Below are 23,383 nucleotides of genomic sequence, written 5' to 3'. Positions count from 1 at the left end.
AGAAACCACGCCTGATATTTTTAAGTTCTTTGGAGGAATTGACTATTAAAGGTGGTCAAAAAGGCGGGCAAAAAGAGCCAGCACATCGTATAAACGAAGCTATTACTGCGCAGGAAGTGCGCTTACAAGGTATCGATAACGAAGCTATTGGTATCGTTTCACTTAACGAAGCGTTAGACGAAGCAGAAAAAGCAGGCGTTGATTTAGTTGAGATCAGTCCAACAGCTAAACCTCCAGTTTGTCGCGTAATGGATTACGGTAAATTCCTTTACGAGAAAAGCAAACAGCAAAAAGAACAGCGTAAAAAGCAAAAACAGATTCAGGTTAAGGAAATTAAATTCCGTCCTGGCACAGATGAAGGCGACTATCAGGTCAAACTACGCAACCTGAAGCGCTTTTTAGAAGGTGGTGACAAGGCTAAGGTAACAGTACGTTTCCGCGGTCGTGAAATGGCCCACCAAGAAATTGGTATAGAGCTTTTAACTCGCGTTAAAACCGATTTAGAAGACATTGCATCAGTCGAATTCTTCCCTAAAAAGGCAGAAGGTCGTCAGATGATAATGGTTCTAGCACCAATTAAACGTTAATAGCTTGGTCTACAAGTAGTTCAAAACTTCGGTTTTAGCTCACCACTATTATCTTGAAGCTGGTTATTGAGGCCTGCAAGTAGAGCGCGATAAGCACTCTCGCCCTAATAACTTAATATTAATGGCAGAAATGCGGAGTAATTTTCATGCCTAAAATGAAAACTAACAAAGGTGCTGCAAAGCGCTTTAAGCCTACAGCTAACGGCTATAAATTCAAGCAAGCTGGTCTTCGTCACATCCTGACTAAGCGCCGTACCAAAGTTAAGCGTCACCTACGTGCTAAGTGCCTAGTTGCCGCGTCTGACATCAAGTCAGTTAAAAAAATGTTACGTCACGCTTAATAGGAGACTTAGACAATGGCAAGAGTAAAACGTGGTGTTGTAGCACGCCGTTCTCACAAAAAAGTTTTAAAGCAAGCGAAAGGTTACTACGGTGCTCGTAGTCGCGTATATCGCGTTGCTTTCCAAGCTGTAACTAAAGCTGGCCAATACGCATACCGTGACCGTCGTCAACGTAAGCGTCAATTCCGTCAACTTTGGATTGCTCGTATCAACGCAGCATCTCGTCAAAATGGTTTATCTTACAGCCGTTTCATCAACGGTCTTAAGAAAGCTTCTATCGAGATCGATCGTAAGATCCTAGCTGACATCGCTGTATACGATAAAGCAGCTTTCACTGTATTAGTAGAAAAAGCAAACGCTGCTTTAGCTGCATAATCACAGTTGAATGAGACAGTAAAAGGACGCTTCTAGCGTCCTTTTCTCTTTTTAAAGGTTATTTTTATTGCTAATCCGTTTAATAGCTACGTTAAATATACTCACTTACATTCGTAAACTCCGTTTATTTTCCTTGCTCTAAAACGCATTACCTTCAAAAATATCACTTTAGTATTTTAAAAGAGTTTATTTGTTTAATCTTATAGGGTGGGTTTAAACAAATAGATTCTTTACAAGAAAGGTTTAAAGCATGAGTCTTGCAGATCAAGTGTTGGCGGTAAATGATGATTTACCTATTCGTACAGACAAGCCAGTTCACAGTGGAAAAGTACGTAGTGTTTATTGGTTAACAGAGGCTGATAGCCGTCGTTTGATTGATGAAAAAGGCTACGATGTACCAGCTGATACACCACTGGCGATTATGGTGATTAGTGATCGTATTTCAGCATTTGATTGTATTTGGACCGGTGAAGGCGGAATGCGTGGTGTTCCTGGTAAAGGTGCTGCACTAAACGCAGTGTCTAACCATTGGTTTAAGTTGTTCAAAGAGCAAGGCTTGGCAGATAGTCATATTCTTGATATCCCGCATCCATTTGTTTGGATTGTGCAAAAAGCACAGCCGGTAATGATTGAGGCTATTTGTCGTCAATACATTACAGGGTCGATGTGGCGCGCTTATGAAAAAGGTGAGCGAGAATTTTGCGGTATTAATTTGCCAGAGGGTCTATCAAAAGATAGTAAGTTGCCAGAATTACTTCAAACGCCTTCCACTAAAGGTATTTTAAAAGGTATTCCAGGAGTTCCTGAGGCAGATGACGTAAATATTACACGTAAGAATATCGAAGACAATTTCGCTGCATTTAATTTTAAATCTGCTGATGATATTTCGCTTTACGAGCAATTGCTGACTCAAGGGTTTGATGTAATTTCAGAAGCGCTTAGTAAGTTGGATCAAATCTTTGTTGATACTAAATTTGAGTTTGGTTATGTCAAAGATAAAGCGGGCAACGATAAACTGATTTATATGGACGAAGTAGGCACGCCAGATTCATCTCGTATTTGGGACGGTGAACAATATCGTAATGGCCTGGTTGTTGAAAACTCGAAAGAGAGTTTCCGTCAGTTATTACTCAATCATTTTCCGGATCCTGATATCCTGCTTAACAAAGCGCGTATGGATGAGAGAGAAGCGTTAGCCAGAGATAATGAACTGCCTACGCAAGTGTTGATGGAAGTATCAAAAACATACACGGGTATCGCAGAGAAAATTACTGGCCAGAAAATTATTTTGAGCGAAAACCCTAAGGCAGAAATAATAAAAGTATTGGCAGAAGATTATCAGCTAATCGATGCTTAATTGAATAGCTTTCCCAAAAGCCCAAATTGTTCGCAATTTGGGCTTTTTACGTTTTGGTACATTTAAAGCTGTTTATTACTTAGCCTAATGCTAAATTTTTGTTGAATTTCATTGATAAATTGTTAAAAACACTAGATTAAACTTGTTATTTATTACTGCATTGCACTATAAGTATCGTAACTAACATTAAGCATTTCTTCGCTTAATTCAGTCCTTCTTGGGATCTAAGAAAAACGAAAGGATATATCACTATGGCAACGGCGTCTAAAGCACAATCAAACTCCGAACAGGAACTTGTCGCAAAAGTAGAGGCAATCAATCGAGTTCAAGCGGTTATAGAATTTAAACTCGATGGTACCATCATTACCGCTAACGACAATTTTCTCAATGCGATGGGTTATAGCTTAGACGAGATACAAGGACAGCATCACAGTATGTTTGCCGACTCGACATACGCACAAAGCGCAGAATACAAAGCGTTTTGGGAGAAATTGAATCGTGGTGAATTTGATACAGGTGAATACAAACGTTATGGCAAAGGTGGCAAAGAGGTTTGGATAAGTGCTTCCTATAACCCTGTTTTTGATGAGAACGGTAAGCCCGTTGGTGTAATTAAATTTGCGACAGATATTACTGCTCAAAAAATGCAAGCGGCCAATTATGAAGGCCAGATTGCCGCAATAGGTAAATCACAGGCAGTTATCGAATTCAATATGGACGGCACGATAATTACGGCAAATGACAATTTCCTGTCAGCTATGGGCTACACGTTAGATGAAGTTGTTGGCCAACATCACTCAATGTTTGCAGAGCCTGAATATGCGGTTTCAGCTGAGTACAAAATGTTCTGGCAAAACTTGAATAAAGGCAACTTTGATTCTGGCGAATACAAGCGTTTAGCCAAAGGCGGCAGAGAAATCTGGATTCAAGCTTCTTATAACCCAATTATGAACCTAAATGGTGAGCCATTTAAAGTGGTTAAATTCGCGAGCGACATTACGGAACAGAAACTTCAGGCCGCAGATTTTTCTGGTCAAATAGACGCAATCAGCAAATCGCAAGCGGTCATCGAATTCAATATGGATGGCACTATTATTAATGCGAATGAAAATTTCTTGGCAGCAATGGGGTATAGCCTAGCGGAAATTGAAGGCCAACATCACAGTATGTTTGCTGAACCTCACTATGCTAATTCACCTGAATACAAAGTGTTTTGGCAGAAACTGAACCAAGGTTTGTTTGATACGGGAGAGTACAAACGTCTTGCCAAAGGAGGACGGGAAATTTGGATCCAAGCTTCTTATAACCCAATATTAGATCCCAATGGTAACCCCTATAAAGTCGTTAAATACGCGACAGATGTAACGGAACAAAAGTTACAAAATGCAAATTACTCAGGCCAAATAGATGCGATCAGCAAGTCACAAGCGGTTATTGAGTTTAATATGGACGGCACCATTATCGATGCCAATGACAACTTCCTATTGACCATGGGGTATGGCATTGAAGAAATTCGCGGTAAACATCACAGTATGTTTGCCGAGCCAGAGTTAGCACGTTCTCCTGAATATCAAATGTTTTGGCATAAACTAAATCAAGGTGAGTTTGATTCTGGCGAATACAAGCGACTTGGAAAATTTGGCAAAGAAGTGTGGATTCAAGCCTCGTACAATCCCATTTTTGATTTGAACGGTAACCCTTACAAAGTAGTGAAATACGCTACAGACATCACACAGCGTAAGCAAGCGATCGCTGAAATTAAATCAGCCATTATGTCGATGGCCGAAGGCGACTTAACTAGTTCTATTGAGGTTGATTTGGGCGAAGAGTTTAATGTCTTAGGCGAGTCAATGAATGGGTTGTTGGATAACTTGAGTGGCATGATGCATACGATTCGTGATGCAGCGGATCACGTGTTTACGTCATCTCGAGAGCTGGCAGTAGGTAATAATGAATTGAGCCAACGAACTGAATCTCAAGCCTCTAGCCTTGAAGAAACGGCTGCCGCAATGGAAGAGTTGACATCAACAGTACAACAAAATGCCCAAAATGCAACGGAAGCAACAAAACTGTCAACCAACGCGATGAACAAAGCAAGCGATGGTAAAGAAGTCGTTAACAATGCAATTATTGCTATGGAAGCTATCGAAAAGTCGAGTAAGAAGATATCAGACATCATTGGTGTTATCGATGAAATTGCCTTCCAAACAAATCTATTAGCTTTGAATGCCGCCGTAGAGGCAGCGCGCGCTGGAGAGCAAGGCAGAGGTTTTGCTGTCGTTGCCAGTGAAGTTAGGAACTTAGCACAGCGCAGTGCGTCTGCCGCAAAAGAAATTAAAGGTTTGATTAGTGACAGTGTTGATGCGGTTAATCAAGGTAGCAAGCTTGTTGACGACACAGGTAAAACCTTTGGCGAGCTGGTCTCGGCAGTGCAAGAAGTCGTTACCATGATTTCTGACATTGATTCTGCAGGACGCGAGCAATCTGCTGGTATCAGTGAAGTAAGTGGAGCAGTCTCTCAAATGGATACTATGACTCAGCAAAACGCTGCACTCGTAGAAGAAGCAACAGCGGCCAGCAAGTCAATGGAAGACCAGGCGCAAAGCTTATTAGCACAAGTGTCGAACTTTAAAATAGGTGACGAAGGAAGTAATGTAATCCCAGAGCCGGTAAGAGAAGTTAGACGCCCACGCCCTGTGCAGCGGAGAGCTCAAAACACTGTCGTTAATGAATGGCAAGACTTCTAATGAGAATAAGAAAAAGCCACCTGTGTAGGTGGCTTTTTTATAGAAGTAACTATAGGTTATACATGTTTAGCTAATATAATTAGACATTTAAAAGAAGTACTACTGTTCCTTGGCTATCAATTGAGGTGAACTCACTAATAGGGCATACGGCAACGGTTCTGCTAACAAGGATTCGTCTACTTCCAACGCTTTAAAGCCAACTTGTGAAAAAAAATCGACAACCTGTTGCTGGTTAGTATCGTCGTTAATTAAATCCAAAGATTGATAAAACACTTTATCACTTTCTAATTCACACGCATCTGCATCAACAAAGTTACTCATTGGCATAGCCAAAGTGAATAGGCTTTGGGCTTTGTTGTGTTCCTCAACTATTTTTTGAAGCATTAATCTAGCAATACCTTTGCGTCTGCGGTTAGGCGTTACAGACAAAGCCTCGAGCATGATATGTTGTTGCGCTTTTTTGTCGTTTGTTTTCGCTTCAATTAACTTACTAGTGGTTGGGTTTAAGTTTTGTTTAGTAAAAAACAAGTTCAACGGTAATTCCCAATCTGTCGCGCCCAGATCGTCAAGCTTCTCGTAGGTTTCCTTAGCACCGCGATTTTTATTCAGTGTAATAACCTCAAACTCTGCTTTTGCGATGAGTTCGTCACCTTCAAATACATTTAGCTCTTGCCATAACTGCCAATCAAACTCTGTTTTTATTTCTAGTGGCGAGAAAGAAAAAGTTAGTTCATTCATCATATTAATCTTCAGTTTTCTTACCCCAGATTTGCTCTGGCTTTAATTTTAAAACATTGCGGCTACTATCTTGTTTAGCGGCATTCGGGTTGTGGTAAATCTTTTTATCTTTTTTGCTGCTTTTTTGAGTTGCACTTTTCTTAGCGTGCGACTTTTGTGGCTGTACTTTGTTTACAGAGGTAGAGTGCGCGTTATTAACGGTTGGCCTTTCTTGTTTTTGTAGTGCAGTAAGAAAGTTCCTTAGTACTTGATCTTTACACTCGCGAAAATGTTTGTGATCTGGTTTTCTAAAAAACGCACTAAGCTCTGCCTTTCCTAAGCGAAAATCGACAGAACTTAATAGTGCGATAATGTCTTCCGCCTTGTAATTAAGTGCAATTTTAAGCTTGGTGAAAATAAGATTGTTATTAAGCTTTTTTTCTATTGCAGGCTTATCACCGTCTTTCGGACCGCGTTTATAGGTTATAAAGCCATTAAGGAAAGCAGCTAACTTCGCATCTGGCATATTAACCTGTTGCACATCGTCTTCTTTTTTAAGCCAATGACTAATTTGCTGTTCAGTGACACCTACATCCGCTAAAGCGAAAACGTCCCTAACTTGATGGTCGTTCAGGTTAAAACAAAAGCGTAAGCGTCTAAAAATGTCGTTATTAGTCACGGATTTCTCAAAATTAATAAAAAACGCGATATTTTAGCATGGATTATCGTCGCGAATCTCCTTCATTAGTGAAATCATCACAATTTGTACAAAATTTTATCTGTCGCTAAATACTCGGTTATTTAGGATAAAAAAAACATTAAAAAGCCTTATTTTACGCTACTTTTGCGCGTTTATTTTGTGTAGAATTATCCACCATTTTTATTTTGTTCAGTCTATAAAAAGCGGGTAGTTCGCTTTTCGAGGATCTCATGAATTTAGACGAAATTATTTTGCAAGCCGAAAAAGCTATCGCTGAAGCAGGTACGCCGGCAGCATTAGATGACGTTCGTGTTGGCTTTCTTGGTAAGAAAGGCCAGTTCACCGAACTAATGAAAGGCCTTAGCCAGTTGCCGAAAGAAGAAAAACCTAAAGCTGGTCAGGTTATTAACCAGGCAAAGCAGCAAGTGCAAAAATTGTTGACTGAACGCGGTGAATTTTTGCGTGCTGAAGAGATCAAAGCGAAGTTAGCGGCAGAGTCAATTGACGTAACGTTACCAGGTAATACAAGTGAGATTGGTGGATTACACCCAGTAACTCGCACGATAGAGCGTATCGAGTCATTTTTTTCTGAGCTAGGCTTTGAAGTTAAAGCTGGTCCTGAGGTCGAAGATGATTTCCATAACTTTGATGCACTTAATATCCCTGAGCATCATCCTGCACGCCAAGACCATGATACGTTTTACTTCAATCCTAAATTAGTTTTACGTACACAAACATCGGGTGTTCAAATCCGTACAATGGAAGCTGAGAAGCCACCTTTGCGTATTATTTCTCCGGGTCGTGTATACCGTAACGATTACGATCAAACACATACGCCAATGTTCCATCAGGTAGAAGGCTTACTAGTAGACAAAGATGTAAGCTTTACGCACTTAAAAGGAATTTTGCACGACTTCTTGCATAACTTCTTTGAAGAAGATTTAGAGATCCGCTTCCGTCCGTCTTATTTTCCATTTACAGAGCCGTCTGCAGAAGTCGATGTGATGGGTAAAAATGGTAAGTGGTTAGAAGTTCTAGGCTGCGGAATGGTTCATCCAAATGTACTTAAATCTGTCGGTATCGACCCAGAAGAATACACAGGCTTTGCCTTTGGTATGGGTGTAGAACGTTTAACAATGTTGCGCTATGGCGTTAATGATTTACGTTCTTTCTTCGAAAACGATCTTCGTTTGTTAAAACAGTTTAAGTAGGACTAGCAATTATGAAATTTAGTAATTCTTGGTTAAGAGAGTGGGTTAGTCCGAATAGCACGGCAGATGAACTTGCTCATCAAATTACCATGGCAGGTTTAGAGGTCGATGGTGTTGACCCAGTGGCAGGTGAGTTTACTGGCGTAGTGGTCGGTGAAGTTGTTGAATGTGGTCAACACCCTGATGCTGATAAATTACAAGTCACCAAAATTAATGTCGGTAGTGCAAGTGAAGATGGTGAATTGCTTGATATCGTCTGTGGTGCTTCGAACTGTCGTTTGGGTTTAAAAGTTGCTGTTGCTATGGTTGGTGCCGTTTTACCTGGTAACTTTAAGATTAAGAAAGCCAAGCTACGTGGTCAACCGTCATTCGGAATGCTGTGTTCAGAGTCCGAGCTAGGCTTAGCCGAAAGTGCTGACGGCATTATTGAGCTGCCACTAGACGCCCCAATTGGCACAGATATTCGTGAATACCTTGATTTAAATGATGTCACTATTGATGTTGATTTAACCGCTAACCGCGGTGACTGTTTAGGTATTAAAGGCTTAGCACGTGAAGTAGGTGTGTTAAATAGCCTAGAAGTGAACGGCCCAGAAATTGAGCCAGTATCGCCAACTATTGATGATGTTCGTGAAATAAAATTATCAGCGCCACAAGCATGTCCTCGTTACTTGGGCCGTGTTATTAAAAACATTAACCTAGATGCAACGACTCCACTGTGGATGGTTGAAAAACTTCGTCGTTGTGGTGTTCGTTCAATTGACCCCGTTGTTGACGTTACAAACTACGTACTGTTGGAACTTGGTCATCCAATGCATGCATTCGATTTAGATAAAATTGACGGTTCGATTGATGTACGCTTTGCAAATAAAGAAGAAAAGTTAACTTTACTTGATGAGAATGAAGTAACGCTCTCTCAAGAAACTCTAGTCATTGCTGACGACAAAAAAGCGCTTGCTATGGCTGGCATTTTCGGTGGTTTACATTCAGGTGTAGCCGAAGGAAGCAAAGATATCTTTTTAGAAAGTGCTTTCTTTGCACCGCTTGCTATTCTGGGCAAGGCACGTCAATACGGCTTGCACACAGACGCATCACATCGTTATGAACGTGGTGTAGATCCACAAATGCAACGAGATGCAATGGAAAGAGCAACTGCATTGTTACTTGATATTGTGGGTGGTGAAGCAGGACCAATTACTGAAGCGGTTTCTGAAGAAAACATTCCTGCACCACGCACGGTAAGTCTGCGACGTGCAAAGTTAGATCAACGTATCGGTCTTCACATCGACACAGATAAAGTCACTGAAATTTTAACGCGTTTAGGTTTCACGGTCGATTTTGCAGACGATGTGTGGAACGTTTCAGTACCGGCATATCGTTTTGATATTTCAATTGAAGTTGATTTAATTGAAGAAGTAGCCCGCATCTTTGGTTACAACAATATTCCTAACGTAGCACCGCAAGCATCTTTGTCTATGCGTAAGCATCAAGAAAGCAAGTTAAGTCTTTCTAAAGTGCGTGCAACGCTAGTGAATAGAGGTTATCAAGAAGCTATTACCTACAGCTTTGTCGACCCTAAAGTGCAAGAATTATTGCACCCAAGTGAAGAGGTAATGACGTTACCACATCCAATTTCTTCGGAAATGTCTGTGATGCGCCTAAGTCTTTGGACAGGGTTACTTCAAGCCGTTAGCTATAACCAAAACCGTCAACAAGCGAGAGTTCGTCTTTTTGAAACAGGTTTACGTTTTATACCTGATGACTCTGCGGAAAATGGTGTTCGCCAAGATCAAATGATCGCTGGTGTTATTTCAGGTGCTCGCCATCAAGAACACTGGAATCTTGAAAAGGCTGCTGCTGATTTCTTCGATATGAAAGGGGATGTTGAAGGTTTACTGGGTGTAACAGGTAAGTTAGAAGCGTTTCATTTTGTAAAAAGTGAGAATCCAGCTTTGCATCCGGGGCAAACGGCTGCTATATACAAACAAGATACTTTGATTGGGTACATTGGTGCGTTACATCCTGAATTAGAAAGAAAATTAGGATTAAACGGTCGTACTTTAGTGTTCGAATTATCGCTTGAGCAAATTTTAGACTTAAATGTGCCTGAAGCACGCGAAATTTCGCGCTTCCCAGCAAACCGACGTGATATCGCTGTTGTTGTTGAAGAGCAAGTTGAAGCAAAAAAAGTGCTACAACTTATTGAAAAGGTTGGCGGAAATTATTTAGTTGATCTAAACTTGTTCGATGTATACCAAGGTAAAGGTATCGAACCGGGCTTCAAGAGTCTTGCAATTGCGATGACATTGCAAGATACCGAAAAAACGCTTGAAGAAAAAGACATCACTGAAGTGGTGGATCGTGTGGTCGATACATTGAAAAACGAGTTGAATGCATCACTGAGGGATTAAGCAATGGCGCTAACCAAAGCAGAAGTCGCAGAGCACCTTTATGAAAAAGTTGGGTTGAGTAAACGTGACGCCAAAGATATGGTTGAGATATTTTTCGAAGAAATACGCGAAACCCTTGAAAGCGGTGAACAAGTGAAACTCTCGGGGTTTGGAAACTTTGATCTTAGAGAGAAAAGTGAACGCCCGGGTAGAAACCCAAAAACTGGTGAAGACATTCCGATTTCTGCGCGAAAAGTGGTTACCTTCAGACCTGGCCAGAAATTGAAAAGCCGTGTAGAAGACGGCAACGGTCAAGACCAATAATTGAAAAAGGCTGCTAATGCAGCCTTTTTTATTCTCGATTTCTTTTCATTAATACGACGGATGACTACTGCGGCCAACTAACTTGTGTAATAGGCTAGTTAATATCATTCGGCTCCAAACCAATAAAAATGCAAAGATTACACCCGTCGAAATTGCCTCCACTGTCAGTGGTACTGCCAATTGGTAATAACTTAATACCGTTTGAGCATCTTCGATCTTGATACCCGATATCATGGCGATAATTTGGTCGATATAGCTTGCAGTATCGAAGCTGTTAAGTTGTTGTGTAATCGTGTTGTGTCTGTCAACCATGGTTGCAACATGGTCGCCTGTTTGTTGAATGGCTAATTGGTCGCTTTGTTTATACGTATCTACTAGTGCTTTTAAACTTCCAGCAAATTGTTGATCCGCAATACTTTGATAACTGCTTAAATGCCATTGAGATTCACTCAACTTTCCTGCAAGAAATTGCTTGTATTGTTGGATGAACTCCGGCAATTGGACGGCAATAACAAAACCTAATGTAAACAAACAATAGTCAATCGTAGATTTTATGGCGTTTAGAAACATTGAGTTATCTAACTGCTGTAACGTATTTTGAGCATATAACGTGATATAAAAAAAGCCAATACCCTGTTAAGGCTATTGGCTAGTTAGTTTATTGTATCCCAGACGAATACCTAGACGTTGGTGTTTAATATTGCTATTCGTAGCTCAATGGATCTATTGCGTTATTATCTCGGAATGCTTCGAGTCTTTCTTGACAAGCACCACACTTACCACACGCCTTTTCGCGCCCGTTATAACACGTCCAAGTTTCACTGTAATCAAGACCCATTTTAAGGCCGTCTGTGAGTATAGCGGTTTTAGAAACGTGTAAATAAGGGCTGTGTATTTCTACTGGTTCGTAGTTGGCAATCTTACATACATCATTCATTTTAAGGACAAATTCAGGGCGGCAGTCAGGATAAATTGCGTGATCGCCAGAGTGTGCGCCGTAGTATACTTGTCCCGCTTCTACAGAAACTGCGTAGCCTACCGCCAGAGAGAGTAAAATCATGTTTCTATTAGGCACTACGGTCGACTTCATGCTTTCTTCTTCGTAATGTCCCTCAGGAATATCTATACTGTCTGTCAGTGAAGAGCCCGCTAGTAGTTCATTTATGGCAGATATATCGATGACTTTATGTGGTATATTTAACCGTTCACATACACCTTTTGCCACGTCTACTTCTTTGACGTGCCGTTGTCCATAATCGAATGTTAAGGCGTAAACCGCTTTCCCATCTTTAATAGCGCGGTTAAGGACAGTGTACGAGTCCATGCCGCCAGAATATATCACAACAACTTTTTCGGTCATTTACGTTGTCTCTTAGGGTATAATCACAATAATTTCGAATTTTACTTTATCTAGCCGTCTGGCTAAAGCGATTCAATGGCAATTACCTATAAAATCAATGAAATCTTTGAAACCTTGCAAGGCGAAGGCTCTTTTACAGGTCAACCTTCTGTGTTTGTCCGATTACAAGAGTGTCCGGTAGGTTGCTCTTGGTGCGATACAAAACATACGTGGGAAGCCAAACCTGAATTTTCTATACCGGTAAAGGATTTACTTGCTAAAAAAGGTGACTCTGAACATTGGTCTGTACTCTCGGTTGAAGAGATAATCCAACTATTCAATCAGCAAGGCTACCAAGCAAAGCATATTGTTATCACTGGCGGCGAGCCCTGTATGTTTGACTTAACTCCCCTATGTCATGCTTTAGAGCAGCAAGGTTACTCTACGCAAATTGAAACGTCAGGCACGTTCGAAGTAAAGACAACCGATGCTTGTTGGGTAACCGTGTCTCCAAAGGTTAACATGCGAGGGGGTTATCCCATTTTGGCTCAAGCTATGGAACGTGCCAATGAAATTAAGCACCCTGTAGCCACTGAGCAACATGTCGATGACTTAAAGTCTTTACTAAACGAGTTTAAGGTGACAGATAAGCAAGTGTATTTGCAGCCCATAAGTCAAAAGCAACGAGCAACTGAACTTGCCATTAAAACATGTATAGAAAATGACTGGCGCCTATCTGTTCAAGTCCATAAATATATCGGCATAGAATAAGCCGCTATCTAAACGGTTCCGATAGAAAGTTAGAGTGGCAGCAATGAAAAAGCTCTTTCGGTGGCAAAAAGGACGGCAAGAAACAGGGTACGACAAGCTTCTGCTGGCGACAGGACGCCGACCAATACCGTTTGATGTCTATTTGTTGAGGTTTCCTGAAGGAAGTTTAGTGCCAGCGCATATTGATAAAGTGCTAGATGGAAAACATTTTCGCCTAAATTTTGTATTAAAACAGGCCAAGCAGGGCGGCAAGTTTATCTGTAATACCCCAATTTACGAGTCTTCAAGAGTAAAGTTTTTTAGGCCTGATATTTCCGAACATCAAGTAACCAGGGTTACAAGTGGTAGGCGTTATGTTCTTAGTATTGGCTGGGTAAAATAGTAGAGACTTTTGTAGTGATTCTCTCTGCAAATACAGAAAGTTTTGGGCTACGGGCAAAACCAAATGATATTGAGGTTAGGGGCTCTGCACAGTGGTAGCATTAAGGATGTGCAGTAAGTAGCCCCTAGAAACTGGGAGTGTTTGGCTAAGACTTACGAACTCTCGCAAGTGCTAGGCCTGCTACACTAAACATCATCAAGAATGCTGTCATTGGCTCATTTACTTGTGTTGCAGATGTAAAAGCTAATGCATCTAGACCATAAACAGGGTTGTTTGTGCTGGTATTAAAACCTTGTAGAGAAAATGAAGTTAAAGCGGTGTCACTAATCAAACCAAAAAATGTACTTTCGTTCCAAATAGCCGTTACTTTTAATGCATCAAGAATCTCATGGCCAGCACTATCAAAATAGTCGAGGTTGTTTGTGTTTAGCTCATTCAAGTCAAAACCAATCGCAAATACTTCATGACTAAATGTGATGGTTAACAGGTTTCCTTCTTTAACTGAAAGCGCACGTTCCCCTTCGCTAATTAAACTTGAAGTGCGCTTTAACGAACCACTTGAATAATCGACTAGTATATCATCAGCGCTATTAAAGCCCTCAAAATCAAGTGATGTGCCTACCGCGCTTTCCCACTCATCGCGATCTGTAAACAAAATAAGCCCCGCGTTGGCGTTTACCGATGTAAAAGACATCATGGCTAATAAAAATAGTGTTCCGTACTTTATCTTCGGAAAAATTTTCGAAAACATAATTACCCCAATAAATTGAAAGTGCTGGTTCGATCTATTAATTACAGGGCTATGTTAACAATCAAATGTGCAAAGAATATGGAGCAATGTGTTTTGTTCGGTTAATTCGTTATTAATTTCTAATCGAGAGGGATATCAATGCTGACTTGTACGCCGTTTTTATCTTCTGTGTTTTGCGCACTAATACTACCGTTGTGGTAATCACAAATTAAGCGAGCAATAAAAAGCCCAAGCCCTAGGTGAGGTTGGTCTTGTTTTTCGTCTTTTCTTACTGAGACCATAGAATCAAAAAGTGTATTTTCGATCTCTTTTGGCAGTAGCTCTCCTTTGTTTTTAATAGAAAGAATCATGCGTTGTTTGTGTGTCATCAACACGACTTTTATCTGATTGTCTGAAGAGAAGTCGATAGCATTGGCAATCACCTTTTCCAGAAGTTGAGCAAAGTGTTCAGGAGAGCCGTCGATGTCAGCCTTGTGTGTTAACGCTTCAAACTCAATAGTCACTTCCGGATAAATTTGTCTGAAGCCCAAGACACAACCGTTTACCACGTCATAAGCGTTGAATACCTGTTTTTCCGTGTTCTGTAGAATTTGTTCCACCCTTGTGGCTTCGGTCATATTTGTGATGATGTGGTTTAGACGGTTAATACCCGATTGCGCGCGGTCTACGTATGGCTTCGCCTCTTTAGGCATATTAAACAGAGACATATTTTCAAGTGACGTGCGAACAACAGCTATAGGTGTTCTTAGTTCGTGAGATAAACGCGAGGACAAATTCTCTAAATACTGGTTGTATTGACTGAGGCGCGAGACTGCAGTGGTAAAACTGCGAGATAGATCGCCGATTTCATCGTTAGTCGTGACAAGAGGTAGCTCTCCTTTGACTTTGCCTTGTTCATCAATTGCTTTCTCAGCTTGATTCCGTAACGTTCTTATTCGACCGGAAATCCGAGAAGCAAAAAAGAAGAACGCCAATGTGCCCACTATTAAAATAGCGAGAATCGAAGTAAATAACTGTTCAAGTGCTTTGTTTCTTAGCGATTTTATACCGTTAGTTGTTTCTTCAACAATAACAGCACCTTGCACGTTATCGTCTATAAAAATAGGGTATGCTGCTGATAAAATAACGGCACGTTTGTCGGTACTGAGGCGCCAACTACTGCTAACGTCGCCCAATAGTGCTTGGTCGATGTGTTTACCTGTCAAATGGCTTTCATCATAAAGTTGATCATAAAAATCTTTAGCGGGTTTGGTAAGTACTCGATAGTAGATGGGATGAAGAATGTTTTGCTCTATCTTTCCCCAAATAGTCTCCTCGTTAGTGTTCGCGTCAGTGGCCCGCCACACGCCGTTGGCTTCATTTAGACTTCCTGCACTTGCTAACACGCGTTGGTGTTTATCAACTACCCAAATGCTAGATTGCGTATTGCTCATGCCTTTTACAATACGCTCAATTTCAGGAGACGGTACGAGTATAGTGCCAAGTTGCTCAACTTCTGACGTATTGGCAGAACCCACTAATCGAAAGACTTTCGTTTGAGGCGTATCTACATCGCCTACAGAAAAAGCGATATTGTTACCGACATGTTCAAGTGGTATACGAAGTTCAACATTAAAGCCGGTATTGGTTTGAAGCCAAACACCTTGTAACTCAGTAGTAGGTGACGGCTTCTTATTTTCTCCTTCCAGTGCAAAAGCTTCTATCCACCCATCTTGCTTATTGCTAACAATATATTGTTTGAATTCGCCAATATTGTTTTTGACACTGATAGCAATGTGGTCGTTAAGGAATATCGAACGTGAGTTCTGGCCCCGGTAAACAACCGCATTGTCAGTGACATTAAAAAATAGATATAAGAACTTATCGTATTTACCAACAGCAGCATTAAATTGTTGGCTGATTGGTGGAGAATCAAACGCTTGCCAGATAATATTGTCTTGATGGTAAAAGTGAGATTTTTGCTCAAACTGCGCCCAGTCTTGATATTTACCGTCGAGTTGAATGGGTTGCCGAATAGGAAAACCATACAAGTCTTTACCTCGTTCAACGCTGGCTAAGAATGATGCTTGTCTATTGAACAAATTAGGGCGATCATGCAATGCAGTCGCTAGGGCACGAGCGGTGCCTACTAACGTTTGTTCTTGGCCGTAACGTAAATATTTTTCCATTTCCCATACGTATTGATAACCAAACCATGGGATAGTGAAAAGAAAACAGGAAAGAAATACTAGTTTTGTACGCAGGCCTATCCTTAGCGACATTAAATACTTTCCTCGCTGTCATTCCAACGGTAGCCCATACCGTATACCGTTTCAATACAGTTAAATGTCGGATCTATTTTCATAAACTTTTTTCTAATACGTTTGACGTGTGATGTTATCGTACTGTCGTCGACAAAAATTTGTGAATCTTGCATCAATTGTTGGCGATTCTTTACATGTCCAGGTGATTTAGCGAGTGCGAAAATCATCCAAAACTCTGTAACCGTTAGCTCTACATACTGTTGTTGCCATTGGATAGTCATTTTTTGGCTGTCGATGCAAAGGTGGCCACGTTCTATGAGGTTTTCTTGTTCTACGGGCTTATTTTGTGCGTCCTGCCTTCTAAACAGCGCAGCGATACGTGCTGTTAGGTGAGGTAGGCTAATATCTTTTGTTAAATAGTCGTCCGCGCCAATTCTTAATCCAGATACAGTATCTACATCATTATCTCGGGCCGTTAGAAAGATGATGGGCAAGGTATCTGACTTTTGTCTTAACCATTTACACAGCTCAAAGCCTGCATCGTATTCGTGGTGTAATCCAATATCTAATATGACCAGATGAGGTAATTGGGCCGTAAATGCAGACATCGCAGAGTCTCGATTTGCAAAACTTTGCACTTGATAACCCTGATGGCGTAGCACATCAGCATAGTTTTCTCTGATTGCATCATCATCTTCCACGATAGCAATTCGCTTTGACATAGCTGTACCTGTTTAGCATTTTTTGAGGACTATATATAAAAAACAATGCAAATGCTTGTTTTATGGCGAATTGCCATTTTGTTGCCATATTTGATCGTCAAATTGCCATTATGTTCACCCTAAATGGGCTTTTTTCAGTTGTTTAATGAATACCAAGCAAAACAAACAATCCATGAAAGGAAAATGAACATGAAAAACGCATTAATCACATCAGCAGTAATCACTTCGCTTGTATTAAGTCCTGCGACATTAGCAAAAGACGACGGCTTAACCGATGCTCAAAAAGAAGAAATCGGGTTTGGTACTGGCGCAGTAGTAGGTGCTATTTTTGGTGGTCCTGCTGGGGCTTTAATTACCGGTTTGGCCAGTACATTCTTAGTTAAAACGGTTAATCAGGATGACGAAATAAACACGTTAGTTGCTCAACATTCTCAGCAAGCAAAAGACTTTGATATGCAGTTAGCCAAGCTTAATCATCAAATGATGTTAGCAGAGCAGCAACATCAACAAGAATTAATTGCATTAGAACAACAGAATGGAAAACACAGCGCGTTGGCAGCTGCGAATTTATTACTCAGTATGCAGTTTAAAACCGGTTCTAGTGAGGTGCCGACTTATTATGAAGAACAAATTGCTTCACTAGCGAGCATTTTAAATCAACACGATGAGCTGTCGATTGACTTATCTGGCCATGCCGATTTGTTGGGAAATTCAACATTAAACAAAAAACTATCCCTAGCTCGTGCCGAAGCGGTTAAAAGCAAACTGGTAAATTATGGCGTAGATGCCGATAAGATTTCTACGCAAGGGTTTGGTGACTCACAGCCAGTCGTTGCAAACGCTCAGCAAAAGTCTAGTTTTTATGACCGACGCGTTGTGCTTAAAGTAAACAATAATACTCAAACGGCCAAAAACTAAATTATCGTCAACCAATTTGCATGAGCACAAAAATATTTAGCTATTTTAGCGCATTGGCTTGAGCCATATTGGCAAAAATCTAGCCCCCGGCACATACTGTACTAAAAGGATTTTTTGAGCCACAGTATGCGCCGTTTTTTAGGATTACGTTTTCTTTGTTTATTGCCGTTGACCGCATTCGCACAAGATAAACCAACCGTATCTATCGACTCGCAGCCGAATATTCACTTCTTTAAACCTGTAGAAGAGTATCTTGTTAAAGCCTACAGTCGTATAGGCTATCGAGTAAATCTTATTGCATTGTCACCAGGAAGAAGTGCAAAAATGGCAAAATCCGGAGAACTGGACGGTCTCGCAGTTCGCGTTGAAGAAATAGCGAATACACTTGATATGATTAAAGTGCCTGTCCCGCTAATCTCAGGTGATTTAGCCTTGTATTGTCAGGCGTCAGTTATTTGCGAGTTAGCTGTGCTTGATAATCCAGAGTTGGTTATCGGCACTCTGGGTGGTTTAAATTTAACGACCCAATTCATGAAACAAAAAAAGGCTAGCACCTATCAAATCGCGGACGGGGCACAATTAACAGATATGTTTGCTAAGGGCCGGCTAGATTACATTCTTACCTTTGAAATTGGCGGTCAGTCGTTATTTCGTACAGGGAATAATGACAACATTCTTGTTGATAACGTTCAAAAACAAGTGATAAGAACGGTCAAAGGCTATCACCTTGTCCAGCATAAACACCATCACCTTGTTGAAGCATTAACCATCAGTTTAAAAGCTATCATTCATGAGCAAGGCCATATTAACGATAATCTAAAATAGACAATTAACATGTTAGTACTTAACCTCTCGTTTGTAAGGAGGGAGAGAGTCTAACAGTTCACTGCCGTATCGCTTAGTCACTACTCGTCGGTCTAAAAGCGTTATCGTGCCGTAATCTTTTTCATTCCTTAATAGCCTGCCACATGCTTGGATCAACTTTTTAGAGGCTTCAGGCACCGTTATTGACATAAAAGGGTTACCACCTTTCGCGGTTACATATTCTGCATGTGCTTCTTCTATGGGGGATGTCGGGACTGAAAAGGGGAGTTTGGTAATGATCACGTGTGTTAGGTAATCACCTGGTAAATCGAGTCCTTCAGAAAAACTCTGTGTGCCGAAAATAAGGCTAGGCTTACCGATGTCTCGTTTAGTCTTGTGATTAGCGATGATTTGCTGTCGAGATTGCTCACCTTGCATTTGCAAAGATATTTTATGTTTCTCGCGCAACTGTTGAGCAACTTGTTCCATTTGCCAGTACGAAGAGAATAACACTAATGTTGCTTCATCTTGTTTAATAAGATCAGGTAACAGCCGAACGAGTTCATCGGTAAACTTTGTATGACTTGGTTCAACGCGGGTATTTGGAATGACTAACGTCGCATTTTCTCTATAATTGAATGGTGAACTGACTTGTTGATACTGCGTACCGTCATTTTGCCCAAGGCCAACCTGTCTTCGAAAATGTTCGAACGATTTTAGCGCGACAATGGTTGCTGAACACAAAACAGCTCCTGCACATTTTGACCATAAATTATCTTCTAGGGTAAAACCGACTTCGATAGGTGACGCTGAAATAACGTAGTCTTGTTTTTTGCCCACTGTTTTTTCTAACCACCTTGCTAATGGTGCAGCTTTTTCACTATCTGTTTTTGCATACATTGCCCAGAGTGCTGAAAAATTCTCTAGACGTTGTGTATAGAAACCAAATTCAGCCAGTAAAGGTTCAGCGAGGTAATTTTTTACCTCGCCATCTTTTATTGCTTCAACAAGTAGCATGTATAGTTTATTCGTATGATTCAGACATTTTTTGCTAAGCTCGTACAATTCTTCAGCGTTTGACTTAATTGTTTGCGGCACAATGCCATGCTCAAATCGGTGGAGTAGCTCATCTTCATTTTTGTTGTCGGGCTTTTTAAAGAGTTGCTGTTGATTGCTTTCAATAAACTGCACAACCTTTTGCATCGACACGAGAATATCTTGGCAGTCATCGGCCAGTTTAAGTGATGGAGAAATGGCAGATTGAGTTTTAACCAGTTTAGATAATCGATCACCACTTTCGGAAAGCTTTTGAAGCCAATCAATAGAACCTTTTAGCGTTATTGCAGCACTAGCATGGTCACGTGTAACCTTTGGTAAGTGATGCGCTTCATCAATTACGTAGTAAGTTTCATCGGGCTCTGGCAGGATTTTCCCGCCGCCCATGTCGAGATCAGAAAGAAGTAAAGAGTGATTAACGACAACAACATCTGCTGCGTCCATTGTTTCTCGCGCTTTATGAAAAGGACAATGTGTGTGCTCAGGCAAGTGGCGTAAACAACTATGCTTGTCAGACTGAATGAGCTGCCATATATGATTTGGAATGTGATCTACCCAAGAATCTCTATCGCCTTGCCATTTTCCTTCGTCTAGGGACTTCTTGAGCTGTTTAATCAGTCGAATGTCATAATCGCTTGGCTTTTCAGCAAATGTGAACCCAGCTTGTGGCTCGTCATTGTCGTTTGCGACTATTTCTAACTTTTGTCGGCAGACATAACGTTGTCTGCCTTTCGCTAACGTATATTTAAAATCCAAACCGCCGTGTTCTTTTAGAAACGGCAAATCTTTATCAATAAGCTGCTCTTGCAATGCAACAGTTGCTGTTGAGATAACGAGCTTTTTTTGACGCATCAAGGCAAGAGGGATGGTACTTACTGAGTAAGCTAAGGATTTACCCGTTCCTGTTCCCGCTTCAACAGCAATTATTCGTCGGCTTTTGTCGTATTCACCAGCCAAGGTTTTTGCTATTTCTGCAATCAAAAACGTTTGTTGTTTTCGCGGATTAAAATTGGGTAGGTTCTCACCGATAGATTTATATGAACCACGTATGACGTCTTTGACTTTTTCACTAAGCATGCGCTGTTTTATTTCCAACTCGGTAAGAATTCGTTAAACTGCTGTATATATTAACAGTTTATTGGTTTGGCTGGCGAGTATTAATGCATCCGACACAATCATTTGGTTTTGTTTTAACCAAAAAAGCGTACGATACGTCGCGCGGTATCATTATTTCGTTGTGGTTAAAAACGGCAGAGGGCCCTATAAATTGTCTTGTGGATGGCCAAAAAGCGCTATTTTTCATAGAGCAGCATGCCCAAGAGAAAAGCGAGCGTATCTTATCAGAGCACGGCATTGTTTTAGATAAAATAGAACCGCTGACGTTGTCTACTTTTGGCGGCGAACAGGTATGCGGACTTTATTTTAATTCGCTTAAAGATTTTTACCAAGCAAGAGACACGCTCAAGCAACATAGAGTTAAGTGCTATGAAGACGATATTCGGATAGAAGAGCGTTTCACGATGGAGCGCTTTATTACTGATGTTGCGGCCTTCGTTGGAAACCCAACTAGTAACAACAATTACCCTCAATTACTGCAATGTAAACTTAAAAAGGAAACCAAAGATATTCAACTTGATATGGTGTCTGTTGATATCGAGTGTAGTCCGAAAGGCGAGCTGTACTCTATTGGTTTGTACAGTGACAAGCACCAAAAAGTATTTATGGTTGGCGCCTCAAATGAAGATGTTGTTGGCTGCGAATATATGGAGACGGTAGCAAACGAACAGGCGTTGCTTTATGCATTTATTGCCTGGACGACTGTTAATGACCCTGATATTTACATTGGTTGGAACGTCATCAATTTTGATTTTAGTTTACTGCAAAAGCGCTGCGATTTTCACAATATTGCCTTTACTATTGGGCGCGATGGAAAAGAGCCTTATTGGCGTAATCAGCGCAATTCTGACCAAAAGTTTCTCGATATTGCTGGCCGAGTGGTCATTGATGGTATCGATTTATTAAAAACAGCGACATATAACTTCCCTAGCTTTTCACTCGAAAATGTTGCTAGCACACTGTTAGGTAAACATAAAAAAGTAGATGATGTTGAAAACCGCTTGAATGAAATAATTCATAATTTTCATCATGATAAAGTCGCTTTAGCACAATATAATCTTGAAGATTGTAAGCTAGTTTGGGAAATATTTGAACATACCCAGTTATTAAGTTTTGCAAAGCTCCGAAGCAAGCTAACCGGTCTATCGTTGGATAGAGTAGGTGGCTCGGTCGCAGCATTTACCAACCTATATTTACCCAAACTGCATCGAGCCGGTTATATTGCGCCAAATTTGGGGGACGGACGCTCTGATTTAGTATCGCCAGGCGGTTACGTGATGGACTCAATACCCGGGCTATATGCTAATGTTTTGGTACTCGACTTTAAGTCTCTTTACCCCTCTATCATTCGAACGTTCTTTATTGATCCTATGGGTCTTGTAGAAGGGCTAAAAGCACCTGCAACTGCAGTACCTGGTTTTGACGAAGCGTACTTTTCGCGAGACGAACATTTTCTACCTGCAATAATCGATGAACTTTGGGCTGAGCGAGATATTGCTAAACGGCAAAAGAATAGTGCGTTATCTCAAGCGATTAAAATTATCATGAACTCCTTCTATGGTGTGCTGGGTTCAACTGGCTGTCGGTTCTTCGATCCGCGCTTATCTGGCTCAATCACTAAGCGAGGTCATCAAATTTTAAAGACAACAAAGCTTTGGATTGAAAAAATAGGATACTCGGTTATCTATGGCGATACTGATTCTATCTTTGTCCACATTGGTAATGAACATGAACCAAATGACGCCAGGAAGCTAGGTAAAGAACTTGAGGCTTTAATAAATGATAAATGGCACCAATTAATTAGTGAGGATTATGAGGTTACCAGTAAGCTGGAAATAGAATTTGAAACGCACTTCACTAAGTTTTTTATGCCAACTATTCGAGGTTTAGATGTTGGCACTAAAAAACGATATGCTGGCTTTGTTGAAAAAGATGGTGAACGAAACATCGTATTTAAAGGACTAGAAACCGTTCGAACAGACTGGACACCTTTAGCAAAAGAATTTCAACAAACTTTATATTGGAAAGTATTTAATGACGAGCCCGTTATCGATTTTGTGCAAGATACTGTACAAAAAACGAGAGCTGGTAAAATGGACGAAAAGCTCGTTTACAGAAAAAGAATACGTCGAAAATTGGGAGATTATCAAAAAAATGTTCCGCCACATATAAGAGCAGCGCGTGCAGCGGACGATATTCATAAAGCTGCCGGTAAAAAGCAAAAATATCAAAATAAGGGTTATATCGAATACGTAATAACGACTGCTGGCCCCCAAGCTATTGAAGTTCAAAATGCTCCGCTGGATTACGATTTATATATCGAGCGCCAGTTAAAATCAGTTGCTGACGCTATTCTGCCTTTTATTCAATTATCCTTTGACGACATTGTAGACGATCAACTCAATTTGTTTCTTTAAATAATACCAATTGGACTAATGATTTAATCAACTCAGAGCTATGTCAGAGGTGAGAGAACAAGAAAGTTTTGTAAAGATATAGTTATCCTACAGCAAGCAAAACTGCCGTAGTTAT

General features: G+C 40.7%; 21 protein-coding genes. 13 read left to right on the top strand and 8 right to left on the bottom strand.

The genetic code is table 11. From position 1 onward, the window contains the following. Window positions 1-29: 29 nt before the first annotated feature. The 5 genes from infC to ACFSJY_RS11230 all read left to right on the top strand — a co-directional run bounded on the left by infC (window position 30) and on the right by ACFSJY_RS11230 (window position 5,407). Window positions 30-587 (top strand): translation initiation factor IF-3, encoded by a 558-nt coding sequence (gene infC, locus ACFSJY_RS11250; protein WP_386035020.1) that lies wholly within the window; start codon window positions 30-32, stop codon window positions 585-587. A 146-nt stretch (window positions 588-733) separates the two neighbouring features. Then, a complete protein-coding gene (gene rpmI, locus ACFSJY_RS11245; RefSeq protein WP_116000135.1) occupies window positions 734-928 on the top strand; it encodes a 50S ribosomal protein L35 in 195 nt (64 codons plus the stop codon). Window positions 929-943: 15 nt separating this feature from the next. Further along, window positions 944-1,303: a 50S ribosomal protein L20 gene (rplT, locus tag ACFSJY_RS11240; RefSeq protein WP_116000136.1), complete on the top strand. Its 360-nt coding sequence runs from the start codon at window positions 944-946 to the stop codon at window positions 1,301-1,303. 250 nt (window positions 1,304-1,553) lie between these two features. Then, window positions 1,554-2,660 (top strand): phosphoribosylaminoimidazolesuccinocarboxamide synthase, encoded by a 1,107-nt coding sequence (locus ACFSJY_RS11235; RefSeq protein WP_386034271.1) that lies wholly within the window; start codon window positions 1,554-1,556, stop codon window positions 2,658-2,660. Between the two features lie 251 nt (window positions 2,661-2,911). Next, window positions 2,912-5,407, top strand: a complete 2,496-nt coding sequence (locus ACFSJY_RS11230; RefSeq protein ID WP_386034269.1) for a methyl-accepting chemotaxis protein — start codon at window positions 2,912-2,914, stop codon at window positions 5,405-5,407. 99 nt (window positions 5,408-5,506) lie between these two features. On the opposite strand, the gene ACFSJY_RS11225 is transcribed toward ACFSJY_RS11230, so the two are convergent. Then, entirely contained in the window at window positions 5,507-6,148 is a 642-nt protein-coding gene (locus ACFSJY_RS11225) for a hypothetical protein (protein WP_386034267.1), read from the bottom strand. A gap of 1 nt (window position 6,149) precedes the next feature. Next, window positions 6,150-6,803 carry a YehS family protein gene (locus ACFSJY_RS11220; protein WP_386034265.1) on the bottom strand — a complete coding sequence of 218 codons (654 nt, stop codon included), beginning with the start codon at window positions 6,801-6,803 and terminating at the stop codon, window positions 6,150-6,152. A 251-nt stretch (window positions 6,804-7,054) separates the two neighbouring features. On the opposite strand from ACFSJY_RS11220, the gene pheS reads away from it, so the two are divergent. From pheS to ACFSJY_RS11205, 3 genes are read left to right on the top strand one after another with little or no spacing between them, the layout of a single operon-like run. Continuing rightward, the gene (pheS, locus tag ACFSJY_RS11215) at window positions 7,055-8,035 is read left to right on the top strand and encodes a phenylalanine--tRNA ligase subunit alpha (RefSeq protein WP_386034263.1); all 981 of its coding nucleotides are present in this window, start codon (window positions 7,055-7,057) and stop codon (window positions 8,033-8,035) included. A gap of 11 nt (window positions 8,036-8,046) precedes the next feature. After that, window positions 8,047-10,446: a phenylalanine--tRNA ligase subunit beta gene (pheT, locus tag ACFSJY_RS11210; protein ID WP_386034261.1), complete on the top strand. Its 2,400-nt coding sequence runs from the start codon at window positions 8,047-8,049 to the stop codon at window positions 10,444-10,446. A 3-nt stretch (window positions 10,447-10,449) separates the two neighbouring features. Continuing rightward, on the top strand, window positions 10,450-10,749 hold the full coding sequence (locus tag ACFSJY_RS11205; RefSeq protein ID WP_386034259.1) for an integration host factor subunit alpha: 300 nt from the start codon (window positions 10,450-10,452) through the stop codon (window positions 10,747-10,749). A gap of 48 nt (window positions 10,750-10,797) precedes the next feature. Here the strand turns inward: ACFSJY_RS11205 and ACFSJY_RS11200 are convergent, their stop codons facing one another. Continuing rightward, window positions 10,798-11,319, bottom strand: coding sequence for a DUF2937 family protein (locus ACFSJY_RS11200; protein WP_386034257.1), 522 nt, complete (start codon window positions 11,317-11,319; stop codon window positions 10,798-10,800). A 133-nt stretch (window positions 11,320-11,452) separates the two neighbouring features. Continuing rightward, complete coding sequence (queC, locus tag ACFSJY_RS11195) at window positions 11,453-12,109, bottom strand: 7-cyano-7-deazaguanine synthase QueC (RefSeq protein WP_386034255.1); 657 nt, start codon at window positions 12,107-12,109, stop codon at window positions 11,453-11,455. A gap of 75 nt (window positions 12,110-12,184) precedes the next feature. On the opposite strand from queC, the gene queE reads away from it, so the two are divergent. Both queE and ACFSJY_RS11185 read left to right on the top strand, forming a co-directional pair. Continuing rightward, window positions 12,185-12,859 (top strand): 7-carboxy-7-deazaguanine synthase QueE, encoded by a 675-nt coding sequence (queE, locus tag ACFSJY_RS11190; protein ID WP_386034253.1) that lies wholly within the window; start codon window positions 12,185-12,187, stop codon window positions 12,857-12,859. A gap of 34 nt (window positions 12,860-12,893) precedes the next feature. Then, window positions 12,894-13,241 (top strand): 2OG-Fe(II) oxygenase, encoded by a 348-nt coding sequence (locus tag ACFSJY_RS11185; protein WP_386034251.1) that lies wholly within the window; start codon window positions 12,894-12,896, stop codon window positions 13,239-13,241. Window positions 13,242-13,386: 145 nt separating this feature from the next. On the opposite strand, the gene ACFSJY_RS11180 is transcribed toward ACFSJY_RS11185, so the two are convergent. The 3 genes from ACFSJY_RS11180 to pdsR all read right to left on the bottom strand — a co-directional run bounded on the left by ACFSJY_RS11180 (window position 13,387) and on the right by pdsR (window position 16,957). Beyond that, a complete protein-coding gene (locus tag ACFSJY_RS11180) occupies window positions 13,387-13,992 on the bottom strand; it encodes a hypothetical protein (protein WP_386034249.1) in 606 nt (201 codons plus the stop codon). Window positions 13,993-14,111: 119 nt separating this feature from the next. Further along, a complete protein-coding gene (pdsS, locus tag ACFSJY_RS11175) occupies window positions 14,112-16,253 on the bottom strand; it encodes a proteobacterial dedicated sortase system histidine kinase (protein ID WP_386034247.1) in 2,142 nt (713 codons plus the stop codon). After that, the gene (pdsR, locus tag ACFSJY_RS11170; protein WP_386034245.1) at window positions 16,253-16,957 is read right to left on the bottom strand and encodes a proteobacterial dedicated sortase system response regulator; all 705 of its coding nucleotides are present in this window, start codon (window positions 16,955-16,957) and stop codon (window positions 16,253-16,255) included. Before pdsR ends, pdsS begins: the two co-directional genes overlap by 1 nt. 189 nt (window positions 16,958-17,146) lie before the next feature. Between pdsR and pdsO the strand changes: the two genes are divergently transcribed. Further along, a complete protein-coding gene (pdsO, locus tag ACFSJY_RS11165; protein ID WP_386034243.1) occupies window positions 17,147-17,875 on the top strand; it encodes a sortase-associated OmpA-like protein PdsO in 729 nt (242 codons plus the stop codon). Between the two features lie 126 nt (window positions 17,876-18,001). Next, window positions 18,002-18,700 carry a hypothetical protein gene (locus ACFSJY_RS11160; RefSeq protein ID WP_386034241.1) on the top strand — a complete coding sequence of 233 codons (699 nt, stop codon included), beginning with the start codon at window positions 18,002-18,004 and terminating at the stop codon, window positions 18,698-18,700. Between the two features lie 12 nt (window positions 18,701-18,712). Here ACFSJY_RS11160 and dinG read toward each other — a convergent pair whose 3' ends face one another. Continuing rightward, window positions 18,713-20,812, bottom strand: coding sequence for an ATP-dependent DNA helicase DinG (gene dinG, locus ACFSJY_RS11155; RefSeq protein WP_386034239.1), 2,100 nt, complete (start codon window positions 20,810-20,812; stop codon window positions 18,713-18,715). 83 nt (window positions 20,813-20,895) lie between these two features. Between dinG and ACFSJY_RS11150 the strand changes: the two genes are divergently transcribed. After that, on the top strand, window positions 20,896-23,268 hold the full coding sequence (locus ACFSJY_RS11150) for a DNA polymerase II (protein ID WP_386034238.1): 2,373 nt from the start codon (window positions 20,896-20,898) through the stop codon (window positions 23,266-23,268). The last annotated feature ends 115 nt before the right edge of the window (window positions 23,269-23,383 follow it).

This window comes from Thalassotalea euphylliae, assembly GCF_042682785.1.
GTDB lineage: Bacteria > Pseudomonadota > Gammaproteobacteria > Enterobacterales > Alteromonadaceae > Thalassotalea_F > Thalassotalea_F euphylliae.
The sequence above is the reverse complement of the archived record's forward strand: the minus strand, read 5'-3'. Positions and strand labels throughout refer to the sequence as shown.